The sequence below is a fragment of the Erwinia sp. 009765445 genome (assembly GCF_058137865.1).
In genome coordinates, this window is the sequence record NZ_JBYUWC010000006.1 from 254,791 (window position 1) to 275,370 (window position 20,580).

General features: G+C 54.1%; 19 protein-coding genes, 1 tRNA gene and 1 pseudogene. 18 read left to right on the top strand and 3 right to left on the bottom strand.

Translation table 11 applies throughout. The annotated features are described in order from the left end of the window. Positions 1-25: 25 nt before the first annotated feature. The 4 genes from sucA to sucD all read left to right on the top strand — a co-directional run bounded on the left by sucA (position 26) and on the right by sucD (position 6,220). Positions 26-2,833: a 2-oxoglutarate dehydrogenase E1 component gene (gene sucA / locus AC3Y5R_RS08715; RefSeq protein WP_489921000.1), complete on the top strand. Its 2,808-nt coding sequence runs from the start codon at positions 26-28 to the stop codon at positions 2,831-2,833. A 14-nt stretch (positions 2,834-2,847) separates the two neighbouring features. Beyond that, positions 2,848-4,074: a 2-oxoglutarate dehydrogenase complex dihydrolipoyllysine-residue succinyltransferase gene (odhB, locus tag AC3Y5R_RS08720; RefSeq protein WP_489921001.1), complete on the top strand. Its 1,227-nt coding sequence runs from the start codon at positions 2,848-2,850 to the stop codon at positions 4,072-4,074. Between the two features lie 104 nt (positions 4,075-4,178). Then, positions 4,179-5,345, top strand: a complete 1,167-nt coding sequence (gene sucC, locus AC3Y5R_RS08725; protein ID WP_158781626.1) for an ADP-forming succinate--CoA ligase subunit beta — start codon at positions 4,179-4,181, stop codon at positions 5,343-5,345. After that, positions 5,345-6,220: a succinate--CoA ligase subunit alpha gene (gene sucD, locus AC3Y5R_RS08730; RefSeq protein WP_158781625.1), complete on the top strand. Its 876-nt coding sequence runs from the start codon at positions 5,345-5,347 to the stop codon at positions 6,218-6,220. The genes sucC and sucD overlap by 1 nt, the downstream gene beginning before the upstream one ends. A 69-nt stretch (positions 6,221-6,289) precedes the next feature. Here the strand turns inward: sucD and AC3Y5R_RS08735 are convergent, their stop codons facing one another. Beyond that, positions 6,290-7,099: an alpha/beta fold hydrolase gene (locus AC3Y5R_RS08735; RefSeq protein WP_489921002.1), complete on the bottom strand. Its 810-nt coding sequence runs from the start codon at positions 7,097-7,099 to the stop codon at positions 6,290-6,292. A gap of 23 nt (positions 7,100-7,122) precedes the next feature. Continuing rightward, positions 7,123-7,374, bottom strand: coding sequence for a hypothetical protein (locus tag AC3Y5R_RS08740; RefSeq protein ID WP_489921003.1), 252 nt, complete (start codon positions 7,372-7,374; stop codon positions 7,123-7,125). A gap of 131 nt (positions 7,375-7,505) precedes the next feature. Between AC3Y5R_RS08740 and AC3Y5R_RS08745 the strand changes: the two genes are divergently transcribed. Then, the gene (locus AC3Y5R_RS08745; RefSeq protein ID WP_489921004.1) at positions 7,506-8,114 is read left to right on the top strand and encodes a TetR/AcrR family transcriptional regulator; all 609 of its coding nucleotides are present in this window, start codon (positions 7,506-7,508) and stop codon (positions 8,112-8,114) included. 83 nt (positions 8,115-8,197) lie between these two features. Here AC3Y5R_RS08745 and AC3Y5R_RS08750 read toward each other — a convergent pair whose 3' ends face one another. Next, positions 8,198-8,917, bottom strand: a complete 720-nt coding sequence (locus AC3Y5R_RS08750; RefSeq protein WP_489921005.1) for a GntR family transcriptional regulator — start codon at positions 8,915-8,917, stop codon at positions 8,198-8,200. Positions 8,918-9,101: 184 nt separating this feature from the next. Here AC3Y5R_RS08750 and AC3Y5R_RS08755 point away from each other — a divergent pair. The 13 genes and pseudogenes from AC3Y5R_RS08755 to AC3Y5R_RS08815 all read left to right on the top strand — a co-directional run. After that, positions 9,102-10,490, top strand: a pseudogene (locus tag AC3Y5R_RS08755) (fructose PTS transporter subunit IIA); the annotation flags it as partial. A gap of 888 nt (positions 10,491-11,378) precedes the next feature. After that, positions 11,379-12,947, top strand: coding sequence for a cytochrome ubiquinol oxidase subunit I (gene cydA / locus AC3Y5R_RS08760; protein WP_489921006.1), 1,569 nt, complete (start codon positions 11,379-11,381; stop codon positions 12,945-12,947). A 15-nt stretch (positions 12,948-12,962) separates the two neighbouring features. Next, a complete protein-coding gene (gene cydB / locus AC3Y5R_RS08765) occupies positions 12,963-14,102 on the top strand; it encodes a cytochrome d ubiquinol oxidase subunit II (protein ID WP_489921007.1) in 1,140 nt (379 codons plus the stop codon). Positions 14,103-14,117: 15 nt separating this feature from the next. After that, a complete protein-coding gene (cydX, locus tag AC3Y5R_RS08770) occupies positions 14,118-14,228 on the top strand; it encodes a cytochrome bd-I oxidase subunit CydX (RefSeq protein WP_158781619.1) in 111 nt (36 codons plus the stop codon). Further along, the gene (ybgE, locus tag AC3Y5R_RS08775) at positions 14,228-14,521 is read left to right on the top strand and encodes a cyd operon protein YbgE (RefSeq protein WP_489921008.1); all 294 of its coding nucleotides are present in this window, start codon (positions 14,228-14,230) and stop codon (positions 14,519-14,521) included. The genes cydX and ybgE overlap by 1 nt, the downstream gene beginning before the upstream one ends. A gap of 214 nt (positions 14,522-14,735) precedes the next feature. Next, positions 14,736-15,140 carry a tol-pal system-associated acyl-CoA thioesterase gene (ybgC, locus tag AC3Y5R_RS08780; protein ID WP_489921009.1) on the top strand — a complete coding sequence of 135 codons (405 nt, stop codon included), beginning with the start codon at positions 14,736-14,738 and terminating at the stop codon, positions 15,138-15,140. A gap of 5 nt (positions 15,141-15,145) precedes the next feature. Continuing rightward, positions 15,146-15,823: a Tol-Pal system protein TolQ gene (gene tolQ, locus AC3Y5R_RS08785; protein ID WP_489921010.1), complete on the top strand. Its 678-nt coding sequence runs from the start codon at positions 15,146-15,148 to the stop codon at positions 15,821-15,823. Positions 15,824-15,837: 14 nt separating this feature from the next. Beyond that, positions 15,838-16,269, top strand: coding sequence for a colicin uptake protein TolR (tolR, locus tag AC3Y5R_RS08790; protein WP_158781615.1), 432 nt, complete (start codon positions 15,838-15,840; stop codon positions 16,267-16,269). Between the two features lie 29 nt (positions 16,270-16,298). Continuing rightward, on the top strand, positions 16,299-17,522 hold the full coding sequence (gene tolA / locus AC3Y5R_RS08795) for a cell envelope integrity protein TolA (RefSeq protein WP_489921011.1): 1,224 nt from the start codon (positions 16,299-16,301) through the stop codon (positions 17,520-17,522). Positions 17,523-17,640: 118 nt separating this feature from the next. Next, positions 17,641-18,933: a Tol-Pal system beta propeller repeat protein TolB gene (gene tolB, locus AC3Y5R_RS08800; protein WP_489921012.1), complete on the top strand. Its 1,293-nt coding sequence runs from the start codon at positions 17,641-17,643 to the stop codon at positions 18,931-18,933. A gap of 44 nt (positions 18,934-18,977) precedes the next feature. Beyond that, positions 18,978-19,493 carry a peptidoglycan-associated lipoprotein Pal gene (pal, locus tag AC3Y5R_RS08805; protein WP_158780502.1) on the top strand — a complete coding sequence of 172 codons (516 nt, stop codon included), beginning with the start codon at positions 18,978-18,980 and terminating at the stop codon, positions 19,491-19,493. A gap of 9 nt (positions 19,494-19,502) precedes the next feature. Then, positions 19,503-20,300 (top strand): cell division protein CpoB, encoded by a 798-nt coding sequence (gene cpoB, locus AC3Y5R_RS08810; protein ID WP_158780503.1) that lies wholly within the window; start codon positions 19,503-19,505, stop codon positions 20,298-20,300. 164 nt (positions 20,301-20,464) lie between these two features. Next, positions 20,465-20,540: transfer RNA gene (locus AC3Y5R_RS08815), tRNA-Lys, on the top strand. The last annotated feature ends 40 nt before the right edge of the window (positions 20,541-20,580 follow it).

Genomic DNA, 20,580 nt, shown 5'->3' on the forward strand with positions numbered 1-20,580 from the left:
AGCACAAAATGCTTAAGGGATCACAATGCAGAACAGCGCGATGAAACCCTGGCTAGACACCTCCTGGCTGGCCGGCGCGAACCAGACCTACATAGAGCAGCTCTATGAGGACTACTTGACCGATCCTGACTCTGTAGATGTTGCCTGGAAAGAGCTGTTTCAGCAGCTTCCGGGGCAAGGGGTTAGACCTGAACAATTCCACTCGACCACCCGCGAGTACTTCAAGCGCCTGGCGAAAGATGCCACACGCTACACCTCCTCCGTCAGCGATCCCGACACCAATGCCAAACAGGTTAAGGTGCTTCAGCTGATCAACGCCTTCCGTTTCCGCGGTCATCAGCTTGCTAACCTCGACCCGCTAGGGCTGTGGCAGCAGGAGTCGGTGCCGGATCTGGATCCTGCGTTTCACGACCTGACGGACGCCGATTTCCAGGAAACCTTTAACGTGGGCTCCTTTGCTTTTGGCAAAGACACCATGAAGCTGGCGGATCTCTTCGCTCTGCTGAAGCAGACCTACTGCGGTTCGATCGGCGCGGAATACATGCATATCACCAACACTGAAGAGAAACGCTGGATCCAGCAGCGCATCGAATCAGTGGCGGGGCAGGCTTCTTTTTCAACTGATGAGAAAAAAGGCTTTCTTAAGCAGCTGACCGCAGCGGAAGGGCTTGAGCGTTACCTGGGGGCCAAATTCCCGGGCGCGAAACGCTTCTCGCTGGAAGGTGGCGATGCACTGGTGCCGATGCTCAACGAGATGATCCGTCACGCAGGCAAGAGCGGAACCCGTGAAGTGGTGCTGGGTATGGCCCACCGCGGACGCCTGAACGTGCTGATTAACGTGCTGGGCAAAAAGCCGCAGGATCTGTTCGACGAGTTCTCCGGCAAGCACAAAGAGCACCTTGGTACCGGCGACGTGAAGTACCACATGGGCTTCTCTTCCGACGTGGAAACCGAAGGCGGTATGGTGCATCTGGCTCTGGCGTTCAACCCGTCGCACCTTGAGATCGTCAGCCCGGTAGTGATGGGGTCGGTCCGTGCGCGTCTTGATCGCCTGGACGAACCGAGCAGCAATAAAGTGTTGCCAATCACCATCCACGGTGATGCGGCGGTGACCGGTCAGGGTGTGGTTCAGGAAACTCTGAACATGTCTCAGGCGCGTGGCTACGAAGTGGGCGGGACCGTCCGTATCGTGATCAATAACCAGATCGGTTTCACCACGTCCAATCCTAAAGATGCCCGCTCGACGCAGTACTGTACCGATATCGGTAAAATGGTGCTGGCACCGATTTTCCACGTTAATGCTGACGATCCTGAAGCGGTAGCCTTTGTTACCCGTCTGGCGTTGGATTTCCGTAACACCTTTAAACGCGACGTGTTTATCGATCTGGTGTGTTATCGCCGTCACGGCCATAACGAAGCCGATGAGCCAAGTGCGACTCAGCCGGTGATGTACCAGAAAATCAAGAAACACCCGACGCCGCGTAAGATCTATGCTGACCGGCTGGAAAACGAAAAGGTTGCCAGCCTGGAAGATGCCACGGAAATGGTCAACCTGTATCGTGATGCGCTGGACGCTGGCGACTGCGTGGTGCCGGAATGGCGTCCGATGAGCCTGCACTCCTTCACCTGGTCGCCGTATCTGAACCATGAGTGGGATGAAAGCTATCCTTCCACCCTCGACTTCAAACGTCTGCAGGAGCTGGCAAAACGCATCAGCACGGTGCCGGAAGCCATCGAAATGCAGTCGCGCGTTGCCAAGATCTATAACGATCGCGCTGAAATGGCGGCGGGCAACAAAATGTTCGACTGGGGTGCGGCAGAAAACCTGGCTTACGCCACGCTGGTGGACGAGGGCATTCCGTGCCGTCTCTCCGGCGAGGATATGGGACGCGGAACCTTCTTCCACCGTCATGCGGTTATTCACAACCAGGCGAACGGTTCCACCTACACCCCGCTGCAGCACGTGCACAACGGTCAGGGTACCTTCAAAGTCTGGGACTCCGTCCTGTCTGAAGAAGCGGTACTGGCCTTTGAATACGGCTACGCGACGGCTGAGCCACGTACGCTGACCATCTGGGAAGCGCAGTTCGGTGACTTTGCTAACGGTGCACAGGTCGTTATCGATCAGTTCATCAGCTCCGGCGAGCAGAAGTGGGGCCGGATGTGTGGCCTGGTAATGCTGCTGCCGCATGGCTATGAAGGTCAGGGGCCGGAGCACTCCTCCGCCCGTCTGGAACGTTATCTGCAGCTCTGCGCCGAGCAGAACATGCAGGTCTGCGTGCCATCCACCCCGGCTCAGGTTTACCACATGCTGCGTCGTCAGGCGCTGCGCGGGATGCGCCGTCCGCTGGTGGTGATGTCACCGAAATCGCTGCTGCGTCACCCGCTGGCAATCTCTTCTCTGGAAGAGCTGGCAAACGGCAGCTTCCAGCCGGCCATCGGCGAGATCGACGAGATCGACCCGAAAGGCGTCAAGCGCGTAGTGCTGTGCTCCGGCAAGGTGTATTACGACCTGCTGGAAAAACGCCGCAAAAACGAGCAGACCGATGTGGCCATCGTGCGTATTGAGCAGCTCTATCCGTTCCCGCATAAAGCGGTGCAGGACAAGCTGCAACAGTACTCGCACGTGCACGATTTTGTCTGGTGCCAGGAAGAGCCACTCAATCAGGGGGCCTGGTACTGCAGTCAGCATCATTTCCGCGAAGTGGTGCCTTTCGGAGCTTCATTACGTTACGCCGGTCGTCCCGCTTCGGCTTCCCCGGCAGTTGGCTATATGTCCGTTCACCAGCAGCAGCAGCAAGATCTGGTCAATGACGCGCTGAACGTTAATTAATTAAAGGAAAAATAATGAGTAGCGTAGATATCCTCGTTCCCGACCTGCCTGAGTCCGTTGCCGATGCCACCGTGGCAACCTGGCACAAAAAACCAGGTGATTCCGTTAAGCGCGATGAAGTGCTGGTGGAAATCGAAACTGACAAAGTGGTGCTGGAAGTTCCGGCTTCTGCCGATGGCGTGCTGGATGCCATCCTCGAAGACGAAGGCGCAACCGTCACCTCCCGACAGGCGCTGGGTCGCCTGAAAGAGGGCAACAGCGGCGGCAAAGAGAGCTCTGCGAAGCCGGAGTCAAAAGACTCCACCCCGGCTCAGCGTCAGAACGCTTCGCTGTCCGATGAAAGTAATGATGCTCTCAGCCCGGCTATCCGCCGCCTGATTGCCGAGCACAGCCTGGATCCGGCCGCCATCAAAGGCACTGGTGTCGGTGGTCGTCTGACCCGTGAAGATATTGAAAATCATCTGGCGAAAAAACCAGAAGCCAAAGCGAGTGAGTCGAAAGCGCCAGCTGCTGCTGCCGCACCTGCTCCTGCACTGGCTGGTCGCAGCGAGAAGCGCGTACCGATGACCCGTCTGCGCAAGCGCGTGGCCGAGCGTCTGCTGGAAGCGAAAAACAGCACCGCGATGCTGACCACTTTCAACGAAGTGAACATGCAGCCGATCATGAGCCTGCGTAAGCAGTACGGCGAAGCGTTCGAGAAGCGTCATGGCGTGCGTCTTGGCTTTATGTCCTTCTACCTGAAAGCGGTGGTGGAAGCACTGAAACGCTTCCCGGAAGTGAACGCTTCTATTGATGGCGATGATGTTGTTTACCACAACTATTTTGACGTCAGCATCGCTGTATCCACTCCACGTGGCCTGGTGACGCCAGTTCTGAAAGATGTTGATGCGCTGGGTATGGCCGACATCGAGAAGAAAATCAAAGAGCTGGCGGTGAAAGGCCGTGACGGCAAGCTGACCGTAGAGGAGCTGACCGGCGGTAACTTCACCATCACTAACGGCGGTGTGTTTGGTTCGCTGATGTCCACGCCAATCATCAATCCGCCGCAGAGCGCCATTCTGGGGATGCACGCGATTAAAGACCGCCCAATGGCCGTCAATGGTCAGGTTGTCATCCAGCCAATGATGTACCTGGCACTCTCTTACGATCACCGCCTGATCGACGGTAAAGAGTCCGTCAGCTATCTGGTGGCAATCAAAGAACTGCTGGAAGATCCGTCCCGCCTGCTGCTGGACGTTTAATCCCTGTCGGGTGCGGCCTTGTACCGCTCCCAACCCTACGTGTGGCCGACCAGGCAAACTGCCGGACCCGGCCGAGTTTTTTCCGACCTGAGTGGATTATCATCATGAACTTACACGAATATCAGGCAAAACAGTTGTTTGCACGGTATGGTTTACCGGCACCAACCGGTTATGCCTGCACCACACCACGTGAAGCTGAAGAAGCCGCCTCCAAGATTGGTGCCGGCCCGTGGGTCGTGAAATGTCAGGTTCATGCCGGAGGCCGCGGCAAAGCGGGCGGCGTGAAAGTAGTTAAAAGCAAAGAAGAGATCCGCGCTTTTGCTGAGCACTGGCTGGGCAAACGCCTGACCACCTACCAGACGGATGCCAACGGCCAGCCTGTTAACCAGATTCTGGTTGAAGCCGCTACCGATATCGATCAGGAGCTGTACCTGGGCGCGGTTGTTGACCGTAGCTCCCGTCGCGTGGTGTTCATGGCGTCTACTGAAGGCGGTGTGGAGATCGAGAAAGTAGCGGAAGAGACCCCGCACCTGATCCACAAAATGGCGCTGGATCCGTTAACCGGTCCCCAGCCTTATCAGGGCCGCGAGCTGGCATTCAAACTGGGTCTGACCGGTAAGCAGGTTGGTCAGTTCACCAAGATCTTTATGGGTCTGGCGACCATGTTCCTGGAGCGCGATCTGGCGCTGGTAGAGATCAACCCGCTGGTGATCACTAAACAGGGCGATTTGATCTGCCTGGACGGCAAACTGGGTGCCGATGGCAATGCCCTGTTCCGTCAGCCGGAGCTGCGCGAAATGCGCGATCCAAGCCAGGAAGACTCCCGTGAAGCGCATGCAGCGCAGTGGGAGCTGAACTACGTGGCGCTGGAAGGTAACATCGGCTGTATGGTTAACGGCGCAGGCCTGGCGATGGGCACCATGGACATCGTTAAGCTGAGCGGTGGCCAGCCAGCTAACTTCCTCGACGTAGGCGGTGGTGCGACCAAAGAGCGCGTGACCGAAGCCTTCAAAATCATTCTGTCTGACGACGCGGTGAAAGCGGTATTTGTGAACATCTTCGGCGGCATCGTGCGCTGCGACCTGATTGCTGATGGCATCATCGGCGCGGTAGCAGAAGTGGGTGTCAGCGTGCCAGTGGTGGTGCGTCTGGAAGGGAACAATGCCGAGCTGGGTGCCAAAAAACTGGCGGACAGTGGTCTGAATATTATCGCAGCAACCAGCCTGAGCGACGCGGCGCAGCGCGTTGTTGCCGCAGCGGAGGGTAAATAATGTCCATTTTGATCGATAAAAACACCAAGGTAATCTGCCAGGGCTTTACCGGCGGACAGGGCACATTCCACTCCGAGCAGGCGCTGGCCTATGGCACGCAGTTGGTTGGTGGCGTGACCCCGGGCAAAGGCGGCACCGAGCACCTGGGCCTGCCGGTGTTTAACACCGTGCGTGAAGCAGTGGAAGCTACCGGCGCAACGGCTTCTGTTATCTACGTTCCGGCACCATTCTGCAAAGACGGTATCCTGGAAGCGATTGAAGCTGGCATCAAACTGATCATCACCATCACCGAAGGTATCCCGACGCTGGATATGCTGACCGTGAAGGTAAAACTGGATGAAGCTGGCGTGCGCATGATTGGCCCGAACTGCCCGGGTGTGATCACCCCAGGCGAGTGCAAAATCGGCATCATGCCTGGTCACATTCACAAACCAGGCCGCATCGGGATCGTTTCTCGTTCTGGCACCCTGACCTATGAAGCCGTTAAGCAGACCACCGACATCGGCTACGGCCAGTCTACCTGCGTGGGCATCGGCGGTGACCCGATCCCGGGTTCAAACTTTATCGATATCCTGAAACTGTTCCAGGAAGACCCGCAGACCGAAGCGATTGTGATGATCGGCGAAATCGGTGGCAGCGCAGAAGAAGAAGCGGCCGCCTTTATCAAAGAGCACGTCACCAAGCCGGTGGTGGGTTACATCGCTGGTGTGACCGCGCCGAAAGGCAAGCGTATGGGGCATGCAGGAGCGATCATCGCGGGCGGCAAAGGCACGGCAGACGAGAAGTTTGCTGCGCTGGAAGCGGCCGGCGTGAAAACTGTTCGTAGCCTTGCTGATATTGGCGACGCAGTAAAAGCCGTACTACCTCAGAAATAATCTGTGTCTGTATTATCTTGGCCACCCTGAGGTGGCCTTTTTTTTGGGCTCGGCACTACATTTATCAACTCATTGTTTCCTGGCAAGAAAAAAGGTGTTAACGGCCTCCAGAAAGAGTTGAGGATGATCAAGATTCACCACGTGTGTCGCATTAACACGAAGGTAAGTTCCCTTTTTAAGCAGAGACATAGCCCTGTTGGCCTCTGCTTGATCCATCGCACCGTCCAGCGTACCGTCCGCAAGAACAGAGTAGTTTGCCTGCATCAACATTACCGGGCAGGTAATGCTGGCAAGAGCCTGGGCGTGATCGAAACCCTGGTTCCAACTGCCGTCATAAAAGGCTGCTCCAAATTTCGGATCGTATTGATCCAGTCCGCGAATAAGCATTCTTACCGTGTCATTGCTGATCCTGCTTAGTTCTGGTGGTTTGCCGGGGTTGCGCAAGCGCCAGGCTCGTACGGCCTGTGTCAACAGAAAGGGGGTGCCGGGGCCGACATTTTTGCGGAAAAATGGCGCGTTGCCCTTTATCCAGTACAACAGAAAATCAGTGGGGTGATCCCGGGTGGTGGCAGTAAAACTGGTTTTGAAGGCGCGATCGGCAATGGTTTGTTTAATCCGTGGATACTCCGATGAAAACAGAGGCGGATCTTCCAGTAACGCCGCTTTAATCAAGGTGGGCCGATTGGCGGCCAGCCATACGGCCAGAAGCCCACCTGACGAATTCCCGGAGATATATACCGGCTGTCTAATCATTGTGCGGATAAACTCTCCAAGATCTCCTCCAATTTGTCGGGCTGTCATCGGATAATCTGGTGGCGTGCGGGTTTGGCCGTGGCCGGGATAGTCAATATCATAAACATGAAAGGATTTTGCCAGCACAGGCAACACCTTATAGTAGCTGTTCAGATCCAGTAACTGAGCGTGAGCAGCACCAGAAGAGGGCCATTGTCCGGCCCTTCAGCATAGCTCAGCGTGATGTTATTAATGTTTGCCTGCTTAAAGCGGTATCCGGCAGCGATGATCTGTGCAGATGAAGAGCCTGTTGCATGGTCAGGGAAAGGCATCGCCGCTGCCGCAGGGACAGTGCGTAACATCAATCCGGCCAAAAACAGTGGTGCATAGCGCCGCAACAGGTATTCAGGTAAAAATGGCATCAGTGACCTCTTGAGTCAATTGGGAGAGCGGGATGAGGAAAAAGCCACCGCGCTGTCAATCATACTGAGCGTTTTTCAGGTTTAATACTCGCTTTAACAAGCAAGCATCTTTCTGTAGGTGATAAACTTAAATGAATGATATTTTAAGAAAAAAAAAACCGTCTCAGTGCCGCTCAGTAAACACGGTTGAAACCCTTCTGGACACCACTGCTCAGATTCTGGTTGAGGAAGGAAGCCGTAAACTGACGACAAATTACCTGGCCAGCCGGAGCGGGTTTTCTGTCGGCACCATTTATCAGTATTTTCCTGACAAAGTGGCCATCATCGTTGCCCTTATTGATCGGCAGCGTGAGCAAATCCGGCAAAGTATTAATCAGTTGCTGATAAACCATGAAAATAAAACGGCGGAAGAAAAAATCCGGATGATTGTTCGCGCGTTGCACCAGGCCTTTGTTCTTCACCGTCTTCCGGAGCAAAAACTGGTTCGTGGGCTTATCCTGGCTGCTGCAGAACATGGCTTGCCTGCACCGTCTGGCTATGTGGCGAAAGCTGTTATTGAGGTCTGGAATGCATCCAACGAAGGGAGCGCTTCGTTAAATTCAGCTGAAATATTTGTCCTGACACATATGCTGACTGAAGTCATGAGGCAGGCAGCATTGAGAGCGACCCCGTTACTGGGTAGTGACGAATTTGAAGCCGCGATCCTGCGAATGACGCTGGGATTTCTGCAAAGAAACTGACAAGAGACGGTTTCATCTTTCATCCCGGCCAGCTCTGTGTCATCTAAAATGCCTGTAACGGTTCCGCTTTTGTGGTTGCAGGGTCAGTTGCGATGACGTTTGGCCACCAGGGTGAATTTGTAGTCGTCGCTTTTGAACATATTGCGGCTGAATTCAAACACGCGGCCATCTTTCAGGTAGCCACAGGAGACTTTTTCCAGAATCGGCTTCGCGGCATCAATTCCCAGAGCTTCCACCACTTCGGCAGAGGGCATTACCGGAATAATTTCCTGCTCGCTGCGGTCGATCACCAGTTTCTTTACCTGCTCCACAAAATGGTATTTCGAATTTTCCATCACTTCCCACGTGAGATCGGGGAACAGCGACAGCGGCATCCATATCTCTTCCAGCGTGACCGGTTTCTGCTTGATAAAGCGCACCCGCTTCACATGCCAGACTTTGTCAACGTGCGAGAGTTGTAGCTTTTCGGCCAGCAATTCACCCGCGTTGATGACCTCAAAGACCCGGACTTCACTGTGCGTTTCCACCTGCCTGTCCGCCAGTTTTTCGTAAAAGCTGGTCAACTGATAGATGTCGTAATTGACCTTTTCTTCCTTTACGTAGGTGCCGCTGCCCTGAATGCTCTCAATGATCTGCTGATCGGTCAGCTGGCGCAGAGCCTGCCGCACGGTAACGCGGCTGACGCCGAACTGAGTCTGTAAGGCGGATTCAGTGGGCAGTGCATCGCCGGGCTGCAGCACACCGTTTTCCACCTGCTGGCGGATTGTATCGGCGATCTGGCGGTAAATGGGTTTCTTAGCCAATGGGCCATCCCTCTGATGGGTTAAGGACTGGCTGTGATAATAGCGGGATTTAGCGGGGTTGTTAATCAATAAGTATTAATGCAAATTAGATACAAATTTAAGTTGTATTGAAATTGATCACATAAAGGTATTGTCTGACCGGGTAAACTCTTCTCACTGGAACCGACTCTGTATGAGGATCATGATGGATCTGACACTGTTAACCCATCCGGAACTGATCGCGCTGCAAACCACCTTTTCAGACCGTGACAGCGCCATACGCAGCCTGGCTGAGCGGCTTGCGGCGCAGGGAAAGCTGCACGATGTTGAACAATTTATCGCTGAAGTATTTGCGCGGGAAGCGCAGGGACCTACCGCGCTGGGGGAAGGGCTGGCAATTCCTCATGGCAAAACCAATGCGGTAAAAGAGGCCGCTTTTGCCGCCGCCACCCTCAGTACGCCTCTGGAGTGGCAAGGGATTGAGGGGCCGGAGCCGGTGAGAATGATCTTCCTGCTGGCGATTCCGGAAGGAGAGGCTGGTTCCACACATATGCAGCTGCTGACCGGTTTAACCACCGCACTGGTCGATGATGAGGTCCGTGAGAAGGCAATGCGGGCCACAACAGTGGCTGAATTTATGGCTCTGTTGAGTACCACAGAACAGCAGATCTGGTCTGATGAAGATGCTTCATTGCCCACCATTATCTGCGTCACCGCCTGTCCGGCAGGGATTGCTCACACCTATATGGCGGCGGAATATCTGGAAAAAGCCGCTAAAAAACTGGGCATCAACGTGTTTGTCGAGAAGCAGGGAGCTAACGATATTGAAGGGCGGCTGACCGCTGCGCAGATCAATCAGGCACAGGCCTGCGTGCTGGCTGCCGATGTGGCGATTAAAGAAAGCGAGCGGCTGACCGGGATCCCGACGGTCAGGAGTACCGTGGCGGAGCCGATCAAACACGCTGAACGGCTGCTGCAACAGGCCCTGGCACTTGGACCCGCTTCCGGTCGTGGCGTTTATCAGGAGCTGACGCAGGTTGAGTCGGGGCTGAAAACGGAACTTAAACAGGCGTTGCTGAGCGGGATCTCTTATGCCGTACCGCTGATTGTGGCGGGTGGAACAGTGCTGGCCGTGGCGGTGTTGCTGGCACAAATTTTAGGTCTGCAGCATCTGTTCGAACTTGAAAACTCCTGGTTGTGGATGTATCGCAAGCTGGGCGGCGGCATGCTTGGCACGCTGATGGTGCCGGTGCTGGCGGCGTATACTGCCTACTCGCTGGCCGACAAGCCCGCATTAGGGCCGGGCCTGGCTGCTGGTCTGGCGGCGAACATGATCGGCTCCGGTTTTCTCGGTGGCGTGGTCGGGGGTCTGATAGCTGGGTATGTGATGCGCTGGGTGAAAAAACACCTGCGCCTTGGCCGGAATTTCAACGGTTTTCTTACTTTCTATCTCTACCCGGTGATCGGCACGCTGATCGCTGGCAGCCTGATGTTGTTTGTAATCGGTGAGCCGGTAGCCTGGCTGAACAGCGCGCTGACTCACTGGCTGAACAGCCTGTCAGGCACCAATGCGCTGCTGCTGGGCGGCATCCTTCCGGATGAACGCCAGTCTGGCGAAGGTTCGCTGGCGGTGAGTGGGCCAGTGACCAGCTGGCTGGAGACGGCAATGGATGAAACACCCTTGCCGGTCCAGACAGAAAGACCGGGGCACTTCAGTCGCGTGCGCCCCTGTGAGTCTCGCACGTTCAGTCTGCGGATAGGGAAAAGTACAGATAACATGCGGCGCTGAACCGGTCAGCTCCCCTGAGAAATCATGTTGTCTCAGGCTGCCTGCGGGCGGCCTTTATTTGTCTGTGGTTCAGAAAATGAGCTTTAAGTGGATAAAGGGTAAGCAATTCTGTAAAACCTGACTAGAATTACCACTGTGTTACCATGGCAGGCAACAGGGAAGTGAACATCACCCGTTGCTGATGAATGACTGCAGATTAACGTGAGATTATCAGGTTAAAATTTCTAGGTAATTATTATTCAAATAACTCATTTCTATAATCATAAAAACAATATATTAACAAGCGAGCCTGCCTTGCATACCATCCAGTCTGGAACATTAACCCAGATCAAAAAAATGAGACCTAAATCAATTGTTATTGCTGGATTAAAAAATTGTTTTTCGATTAAATTGCTCTGCATCAAAAATGCCGATTGCAGCGCTTAATAATGAATTTGATTTGGATCGTTAAATTATTTTACCTATCACATTTCATGGTTTATCAAGGGCGTATAACGGCGTAGTATACTGCTGTAATCTAAAGTCCAATTCATTGCTTTATTTGTTAAATTTTGGTGGCTAATAGAGAGTCAATCCTCTTGCTATTATCACCATGGCAGGTTTTTCTTTCAGAATTTACTGGCACTGACCGGTGCTCCGTTCGCAGGCGGCGTCACTGTGTCAACACCCTCGTGCGAGGAGCAAGGAGTCAAGATGTTTGATATTGTCGAACTGTCGCGCTTACAGTTTGCTCTGACGGCTATGTACCATTTCCTGTTTGTCCCGTTAACGCTCGGTATGGCGTTTTTACTGGCCATTATGGAAACGGTGTATGTGCTCTCTGGCAAACAGATCTATAAAGACATGACCAAGTTCTGGGGCAAGTTATTTGGCATTAACTTTGCGCTGGGCGTGGCGACCGGGTTGACCATGGAGTTCCAGTTCGGAACTAACTGGTCCTATTATTCGCATTATGTTGGTGACATTTTCGGAGCACCGCTGGCGATTGAAGGACTGATGGCCTTTTTCCTGGAATCCACCTTCGTGGGGCTGTTCTTTTTTGGCTGGGATCGCCTGGGTAAAGTGCAGCATATGGCTGTTACCTGGCTGGTGGCTCTTGGATCCAACCTCTCCGCACTGTGGATCCTGGTCGCTAACGGCTGGATGCAGAATCCGGTCGCGTCAGAATTTAACTTCGAAACCATGCGTATGGAAATGGTCAGCTTCGCCGACCTGATCTTTAACCCGGTTGCACAGGTTAAATTCGTGCATACCGTTGCCGCAGGGTATACCACGGGTGCGATGTTTATTCTCGGCATCAGTGCTTACTACCTGCTGCGTGGCCGCGACATCGCCTTTGCGAAACGTTCCTTCGCAATCGCTGCCAGTTTCGGCATGGCTGCTATTCTCTCCGTTATCGTGCTGGGTGATGAGTCCGGTTATGAAATTGGTGACGTGCAGAAAACCAAGCTGGCTGCCATTGAAGCAGAGTGGGAAACCCAGCCGGCACCGGCAGCCTTCACCTTGTTTGGCATCCCCGATCAGGACGCGCAGAAGAATAACTATTCTGTCCAGATCCCTTGGGCACTGGGCCTGATCGCTACCCGATCAGTTGATAAGCAGGTGACCGGCCTGAAAGAGCTGATGGATCAGCATCAGGTGCGCATCCGCAACGGCATAAAGGCTTACTCCCTGCTTGAGCAGCTGCGTTCCGGTAATACCGATCCTGCCGTTCGTACCGCATTCAACGACAGCAAAAAAGACCTGGGCTATGGCCTGCTGCTGAAGCGTTACACGCCGGACGTGGCGAATGCCAGCGAGGCACAAATTCAGCAGGCAACCAAAGATTCGATTCCTCGCGTTGCGCCGCTCTATTTCTCCTTCCGTATTATGGTTGCCGCTGGTGTGCTGATGCTACTGATTATCGGCTGCTCCTTCTGGTCGGTAATCCGCAATCGCATCGGCAAGAGTACCTTCCTGCTTAAATGTGCACTGTACGGTATTCCGCTGCCATGGATCGCTGTGGAGTCAGGTTGGTTTGTGGCGGAATATGGCCGTCAGCCATGGGCAATTGGTGAGGTGCTGCCAACGGCAGTCGCGAACTCCTCCGTCACCGTGGGCGATCTTTTATTCTCAATGATTCTGATTTGTGGGCTGTACACGCTGTTCCTGATTGCGGAAATGTACCTGATGTTCAAGTTTGCACGTCTGGGGCCAAGCAGCCTGAAAACCGGCCGCTACCACTTCGAACAGTCAGACATTGCCACCCAACCGGCACGCTGAGACTGGAGCTTTTAAATGATCACTTATGAACTGTTGCGTTTCGTCTGGTGGGTGCTGATTGGCGTGCTGCTGATCGGGTTCGCCGTCGCTGACGGATTTGATATGGGCGTCGGCATGCTGAGCCGCATCCTCGGGCGCAGCGATACCGAACGCCGCATTATGATTAACAGTATTGCGCCTCACTGGGACGGAAACCAGGTCTGGCTGATCACGGCGGGCGGCGCGCTGTTTGCTGCCTGGCCGATGGTCTACGCCGCTGCGTTTTCCGGCTTCTATGTCGCAATGATCCTGGTGCTGGCCTCTCTGTTCTTCCGTCCGGTGGGCTTTGACTACCGCTCGAAGATCGCCGACACGCGCTGGCGTGGCATGTGGGACTGGGGCATTTTCATCGGCAGCTTCGTGCCGCCGCTGGTGATTGGCGTGGCGTTCGGCAACCTGTTGCAGGGTGTGCCTTTCCATGCTGATGAGTACCTGCGCCTGTTCTACACCGGCAACTTCTTCCAGCTGCTGAACCCGTTTGCTCTGCTGGCTGGTATTGTCAGCCTGACCATGATCCTGACGCAGGGTGCTACTTATCTGCAGATGCGTACCGTGGGTGAGCTGCATATTCGCTCCCGCGCAGCGGCGCAAATTTCGTCGCTGGTGATGCTGGTGTGCTTCGTGCTGGCGGGCGTCTGGGTAATGTACGGCATTGACGGTTATGTGCTGGCTTCAACGCTGGATCACAATGCGGCTTCCAATCCGCTGGCGAAAGAAGTGACCCGTCAGGCTGGTGCCTGGCTGGTGAACTTCAACCAGATGCCAGTGCTGTGGCTGATCCCAGCCCTGGGCGTGGTGCTGCCGCTGCTGACCATCCTGTGTTCACGACTGGAGAAAGGAGCCTGGGCGTTTGTGTTCTCGTCCCTGACTCTGGCCTGCGTGATCCTGACAGCTGGCGTGGCGATGTTCCCGTTCATCATGCCTTCCAGCACGGTGCCGAACATCAGCCTGACCATGTGGGATGCGACTTCCAGCCTGCTGACGCTGAAAATCATGACCGTGGCGGCCATTATCTTCGTGCCAATTATCCTGGCGTACACAACCTGGTGTTACTACAAAATGTTCGGTCGCCTGACCAAAGAGCAAATTGAAGCCAACACCCATTCTCTCTACTGATTGAGGAGCTGAACAATGTGGTATTTTGCCTGGATCCTCGGCACGCTGCTGGCCTGTGCCTTCGGCATCATCACCGCGCTGGCTATTGAGCATATCGAAGACAGCGAAGCAAAAGAAAAACCGTAATGGGGCAGGTTATTACTCGCCTTTATAAGCTGATGGATAAGAGCCCGCTGAGGGCTCTTTCCCTGATCATGGCGCTGCTGCTGGCAGGCTGTATGTTCTGGGACCCGAGGCGGTTTGCTGCTAACAGCGGTTCTCTGGAAATCTGGCAGGGGCTGTTAATGATGTGGGCTGTTTGTACCGGGGTGATCCACGGTGTGGGATTCCGTCAGCGCCGTCTGCGCTGGCAGGCATTTTTCTCCCCGCTGCCGGCTTGGGTTGTGCTGCTGGCAGGTCTGTTTTTCTTCTTTTCATAATTTTGCCCGGGCTGTTGAGCTGACAGCCCGGCAAATCAGGTGCCCTCACTCTTGTTTTAGCTCCATTTCTGTCAATACTTGTCTAAGATTCCTCCCGAAATCCGTTAAGTTGTTTCCAAACGATAATTATTTTCTCTACCCTCTGGCAATCCATTCCAAAGGCGTATGCTCTTGCGTATAGTAGCAACGTTTAAAAGCATTACCGGGATGCAGAGTGAGTACAACGCTGTTTCGATGGCCGGTTCGTGTCTACTACGAAGATACCGATGCCGGCGGTGTGGTTTACCACGCCAGCTATGTCGCTTTTTATGAACGGGCACGAACTGAGATGCTGCGCCAGCACCATTTCAATCAACAGGCGATGCTGGAACAGCAGGTCGCGTTTGTCGTGCGTCGGATCACGGTCGACTACCTTGCGGCTGCGCGCCTCGACGATCTTCTCGAAGTGCAGTGTGAGGTGGTGAAGATGACCAGAACGACCATGACTTTCGCACAACGTATTGTTAATGCAGAAGGCCGGACGCTGAACGAAGCCGAAGTGCTGATCGCCTGCATCAATCCACATCTAATGAAGCCAATTGCGCTTCCCAAGTCTATTGTCGCGGAGTTCAAGCAGTGACTGACATGAACATTCTTGATTTGTTCCTGAAGGCTAGCCTTCTGGTCAAACTTATCATGTTGATTTTGATTGGGTTTTCCATCGCCTCCTGGGCAATTATCATCCAGCGCACCCGTATTCTGAATGCGGCCGGACGCGAGGCTGACGCCTTTGAAGACAAGTTCTGGTCGGGTATTGAACTGTCTCGTCTGTATCAGGAGAGCCAGGCCCGTCGCGATGAACTTGGCGGTTCCGAACAAATTTTCTATGCGGGCTTTAAAGAGTTTGCCCGCTTGCATCGTGCTAACAACCATGCGCCAGAAGCGGTAGTTGAAGGGGCGACACGCGCCATGCGTATTTCAATGAATCGTGAACTGGAAGCGCTGGAAAACCATATTCCATTCCTCGGTACCGTGGGTTCGATCAGTCCGTATATCGGCCTGTTCGGTACGGTGTGGGGGATTATGCATGCCTTTATCGCGCTGGGTGCGGTGAAGCAGGCCACCCTGCAGATGGTGGCACCGGGTATTGCAGAAGCGCTGATCGCCACGGCTATCGGTCTGTTCGCAGCGATCCCGGCGGTAATGGCGTACAACCGCCTGAACCAGCGCGTGAACAAGATTGAGCAGAATTACGATAACTTTATGGAAGAGTTCACGGCTATTCTCCATCGTCAGGCGTTCTCCAGCGAGAACAGCAAGTAAGAGCGGGAGTTAGCATGGCCAGAGTACGTGGTCGCGGTGGTCGCCGCGAACTGAAGTCCGAGATTAACATCGTTCCTCTGCTGGATGTGTTGCTGGTGCTGCTGCTGATCTTTATGGCGACAGCGCCAATTATCACCCAAAGCGTGGAAGTGGATTTGCCGGACGCAACCGATTCAAAAACTGTCTCCAGCGACGATAATCCGCCAGTGATTGTGGAAGTGGCGGGCGTGGGGCAGTACAGCCTGGTGGTCGATCACGATCGGATGGAGCAGTTACCGCCTGAGCAGGTTGTTGCCGAAGCGCAGCGCCGTATTGAGGCGAATCCGAAGACGGTGTTCCTGATCGGCGGCGCGAAGGACGTGCCTTACGACGAGATCATTAAGGCGCTGAACTTGCTGCATCAGGCAGGCGTGAAGTCTGTCGGCTTAATGACGCAGCCGATTTAAATCATTCGAACCGTTTTTGGGAACCGAGAGTGTCGAAGGTAGCCGAACAAAACGATAAGTTAAAGCGTGCCATCATCATTTCAGTGATCTTGCATATCTTTCTGATTGCATTACTGATCTGGAGCTCGTTTGACGAACACATCGACGCCAGCAGCGGCGGTGGCGGTGGCGATATTGATGCCGTAATGGTCGATCCCGGCGCGGTAGTCGAGCAGTACAATCGACAGCAGAATCAGCAGAGCGACAGCAAGCGTGCCGAGCAGCAGCGTCAGAAAGCTGCTAAACAGCAGGCGGAAGAGCTGCAGCAGAAGCAGGCGGCCGAGCAGCAGCGTCTGAAACAGATGGAAAAAGAGCGTCTTCAGGCACAGCAGGATGCCAAAGAGCAGGCTGATGCTCAGGCGGCTCAGCAGAAGCAGGCTGAAGCTGCAGCCGCAAAAGCGAAAGCGGATGCTAAGGCAGAGGCTGACGCCCAGCTGAAAGCCCAGGCGGACGCGAAGGCGAAAGCTCAGGCAGATGCTCAGGCGAAAGCCGCTGCCGATGCCCAGAAAAAAGCGGAAGCTGAGGCGAAGAAAGCCGCAGCCGACGCGAAGAAACAGGCGGATGCCGAGGCGAAGCAGGCTGCTGCCGAAGTCGCAAAAGTGAAAGCGGCGCAGGAAGCGAAAGCCAAAGCAGCGGAAGAGCAGGCGAAAGCGGCTCAGGAAGCAAAAGCTAAGGCTGCGCAGGACGCTAAAGAGGCTAAGGAGAAGGCCGCAGCTGAAGCGAAAGAAAAAGCTGAAGCTGCCGCTAAGGCAAAAGCCGACGCCGCAGCCAAAGCGAAAGCAGCCGCAGCGGCTAAAGCAAAAGCAGCAGCTGAAGCCGCGAAAGACAGCAGTGATGTTAACGATCTGCTTGGTGGCCTCGCTTCCGGCAAGAATGCGCCGAAAGAAGGTAAAGCGGGTGGCGCTGCCGCAGGGCAGGGAAATCAGAAGAAAGCGGGTGCTTCAGGCGCGGCTATCGACAGCTATCTCGGTCAGGTGCAGGGCGCGATCCAGAGTAAGTTTTATGATGCGGATACATTCAAAGGCCGTACCTGTGATGTTCACATCAAACTGGCTCCGGACGGCCTGCTAATCTCTGCCACGGCAGCGGGTGGCGATGCTGCACTGTGTCAGGCCGCGATTAACGCAGCCCATATGGCGAAGATCCCTAAACCGCCAAGTGCTGATGTTTATCAGGCAGTAAAAGATGCAACGTTAGAATTCAAGCCTCAATAATTCGGTAACATCCGGCAGGTTGAACTAAGGTCAACATGCCGTACTCTATAGATGCATTATTGGTTCGTTGGAACACTGCTAATTATCGTGGACGTTGCGTTCAGGTAAGGGAGAAAAGATGAAGCAGGCATTTCGTGTAGCACTGAGTTTCTTACTGCTGTTTGTCGCAGTTGCGCATGCAGAAGTTCGCATTGAAATTACCCAGGGTGTGAACACCGCGCGGCCTATCGGCGTGGTGCCATTCAAATGGGATGGTCCGGGCGCGGCTCCGGAAGATATCGGCGGCATCATTGCGGCTGACTTACGCAACAGCGGTAAATTTAATCCGATTGATCGTGCCCGTCTGCCACAGCAGCCAACTACGGCGGCAGAAGTGCAGCCAGCGGCGTGGACTGCGTTGGGTATTGATGCGGTAGTGGTCGGTCAGGTTCAGCCTGGTGCCGACGGCAGCTACCTGGTTTCTTACCAGCTGGTGGACACCTCCGGTAATCCCGGGGCGATCCTGGCGCAGAACCAGTACAAAGTCACCAAGCAGTGGCTGCGCTATGCGGCTCACACTGCCAGTGACGAATCTTTTGAAAAGCTGACCGGTATTAAAGGTGCGTTCCGTACCCGTATTGCTTATGTGGTGCAGACCAATGGCGGTCAGTTCCCGTATGAGCTGCGCGTGTCGGATTACGATGGTTATAACACCTTCGTGGTCCACCGTTCTCCTCAGCCGCTGATGTCTCCGGCCTGGTCAAAAGACGGCAGCAAACTGGCTTATGTCACCTTTGAAAGCGGTAAATCCGCGTTGGTCATACAAACTCTGGCTAACGGTGCGATTAAGCAGGTGGCTTCCTTCCCACGCCATAACGGCGCACCGGCATTCTCTCCGGATGGCAGCAAGCTTGCTTTCACTTTATCAAAAACCGGCAGCATGAACCTGTACGTGATGGATCTGGCTTCCGGTCAGATCAGTCAGATCACCGATGGGCGTTATAACAATACTGAACCGACCTGGTTCCCGGACAGCCAGACTCTGGCTTATACCTCCGATCAGGCCGGTCGTCCGCAAATTTACAAAATCAGCGTTAATGGCGGCGCGGCTCAGCGCCTGACCTGGGAAGGTGCCCAGAATCAAAATGCCGACGTCAGCGCTGATGGGAAATCCCTGGTGATGGTCAGCACCAATGGTGGTGCGCAACACATCGCCAGACAGGATCTGGAAACGGGAGCCGTTCAACAATTAACGGACACGTTCCTGGATGAAACGCCAAGCCTTTCGCCAAACGGCACAATGGTAATCTATAGCTCTACTCAGGGTATGGGATCCGTTCTGCAACTGGTGTCAACTGATGGGCGTTTCAAAGCGCGTCTTCCGGCAACCGATGGACAGGTAAAATCACCTGCCTGGTCGCCGTATCTGTGATGCATGTGTAAATATGTATGGCAAACAATAATAGGATTGTAGAAATGCAACTGAACAAAGTGCTGAAAGGCTTAATGCTGGCACTGCCAGTAATCGCAGTGGCTGCATGTAGCTCACACAAAAACAATAACAACGACCAGACCAACGGTATGGGCGATGGTTCTGCAAACAGCGGCATGAACAGCGGTAACATGTCTTCTGACGAGCAGGCTCGCCTGCAGATGCAGGAACTGCAGAAAAACAACATCGTTTACTTTGGCCTGGACAAGTACGACATCCAGTCTGAGTTCGCTCAGATGCTGGACGCGCACGCCACCTTCCTGCGTAACAACCCATCTTACAAAGTGACTGTTGAAGGTCACGCGGATGAGCGCGGTACGCCAGAGTACAACATCGCCCTGGGCGAGCGTCGTGCTACTGCAGTTAAAATGTACCTGCAGGGTAAAGGTGTTTCTGCTGACCAGATCTCTATCGTTTCTTACGGTAAAGAGAAGCCAGCTGTACTGGGTCACGACGAAGCGGCTTACGCCAAAAACCGTCGTGCCGTACTGGTATACTAAGAGAATCACATGATTAGTAACTTCAGACTTCACTTGTTGGGTCTGTCGTTACTGGTTGGCGTAGCGGCCCCCTGGGCCGCTAATGCCCAGGCGTCAATCAGTAACGTTGGCTCAGGCTCGGTCGAAGACCGTGTCACCACTCTTGAGCGCATTTCTAATGCTCAGGGGCAACTTCTTCAGCAACTTCAGCAGCAGCTCTCCGACACTCAGCGCGATATCGACTCTCTCCGTGGACAGATTCAGGAAAACCAGTATCAGCTGAATCAGGTCACCGAGCGCCAGAAAGGTCTCTATCAGCAGATTGACAGCCTCAGCAGCGGCAGTAATGCCAGTGCGCCCGCTGCCGGTGGTGACGCCGCCGCTGCGGGTGCTGCTGCTGGAGCGGCTGATAACTCAGCAGCAGCCAGTAACAGTTCTGCACCGGTGCAGAGCGGTGACGCTAACACCGATTACAATGCGGCTGTGGCTCTGGTGCTGGAGAAAAAGCAGAATGAGCAGGCTATCACCGCTTTTCAGGCCTTTGTGAAGAAATACCCGGATTCAACCTACCAGCCGAACGCGAATTACTGGCTGGGTCAGTTGAATTACAACAAAGGCAAAAAAGACGACGCGGCCTATTATTTTGCCACTGTGGTTAAAAATTATCCAAAGTCACCGAAAAGTGCCGATGCGCTGTATAAGGTTGGGGTGATCATGCAGGAGAAAGGTGACAGCGCGAAAGCGAAAGCCGTCTTCCAGCAGGTGGTCAAACAGTACCCAAACACCGATGCAGCAAAACAGGCGCAAAAACGCGCTGCCGCGCTGTAAGTGACGTACTTTGACCAGTTATCGAATGATTTCTGGTCCGGTCGGGTGAAAGTCAGGCAGTTGAACAAGTTATCTGAAAATAGTGGTTGCGCTGAAACGTCAAATCAGTAATATATGCCGCCGTTGCCGGGACATATGTTAAAACATTCTGACAGCGCAAAAGTGGGTCGTTAGCTCAGTTGGTAGAGCAGTTGACTTTTAATCAATTGGTCGCAGGTTCGAATCCTGCACGACCCACCACTTTAAAAGTTTTATCAGGTGTTAAGCGTGAAGGATTTGA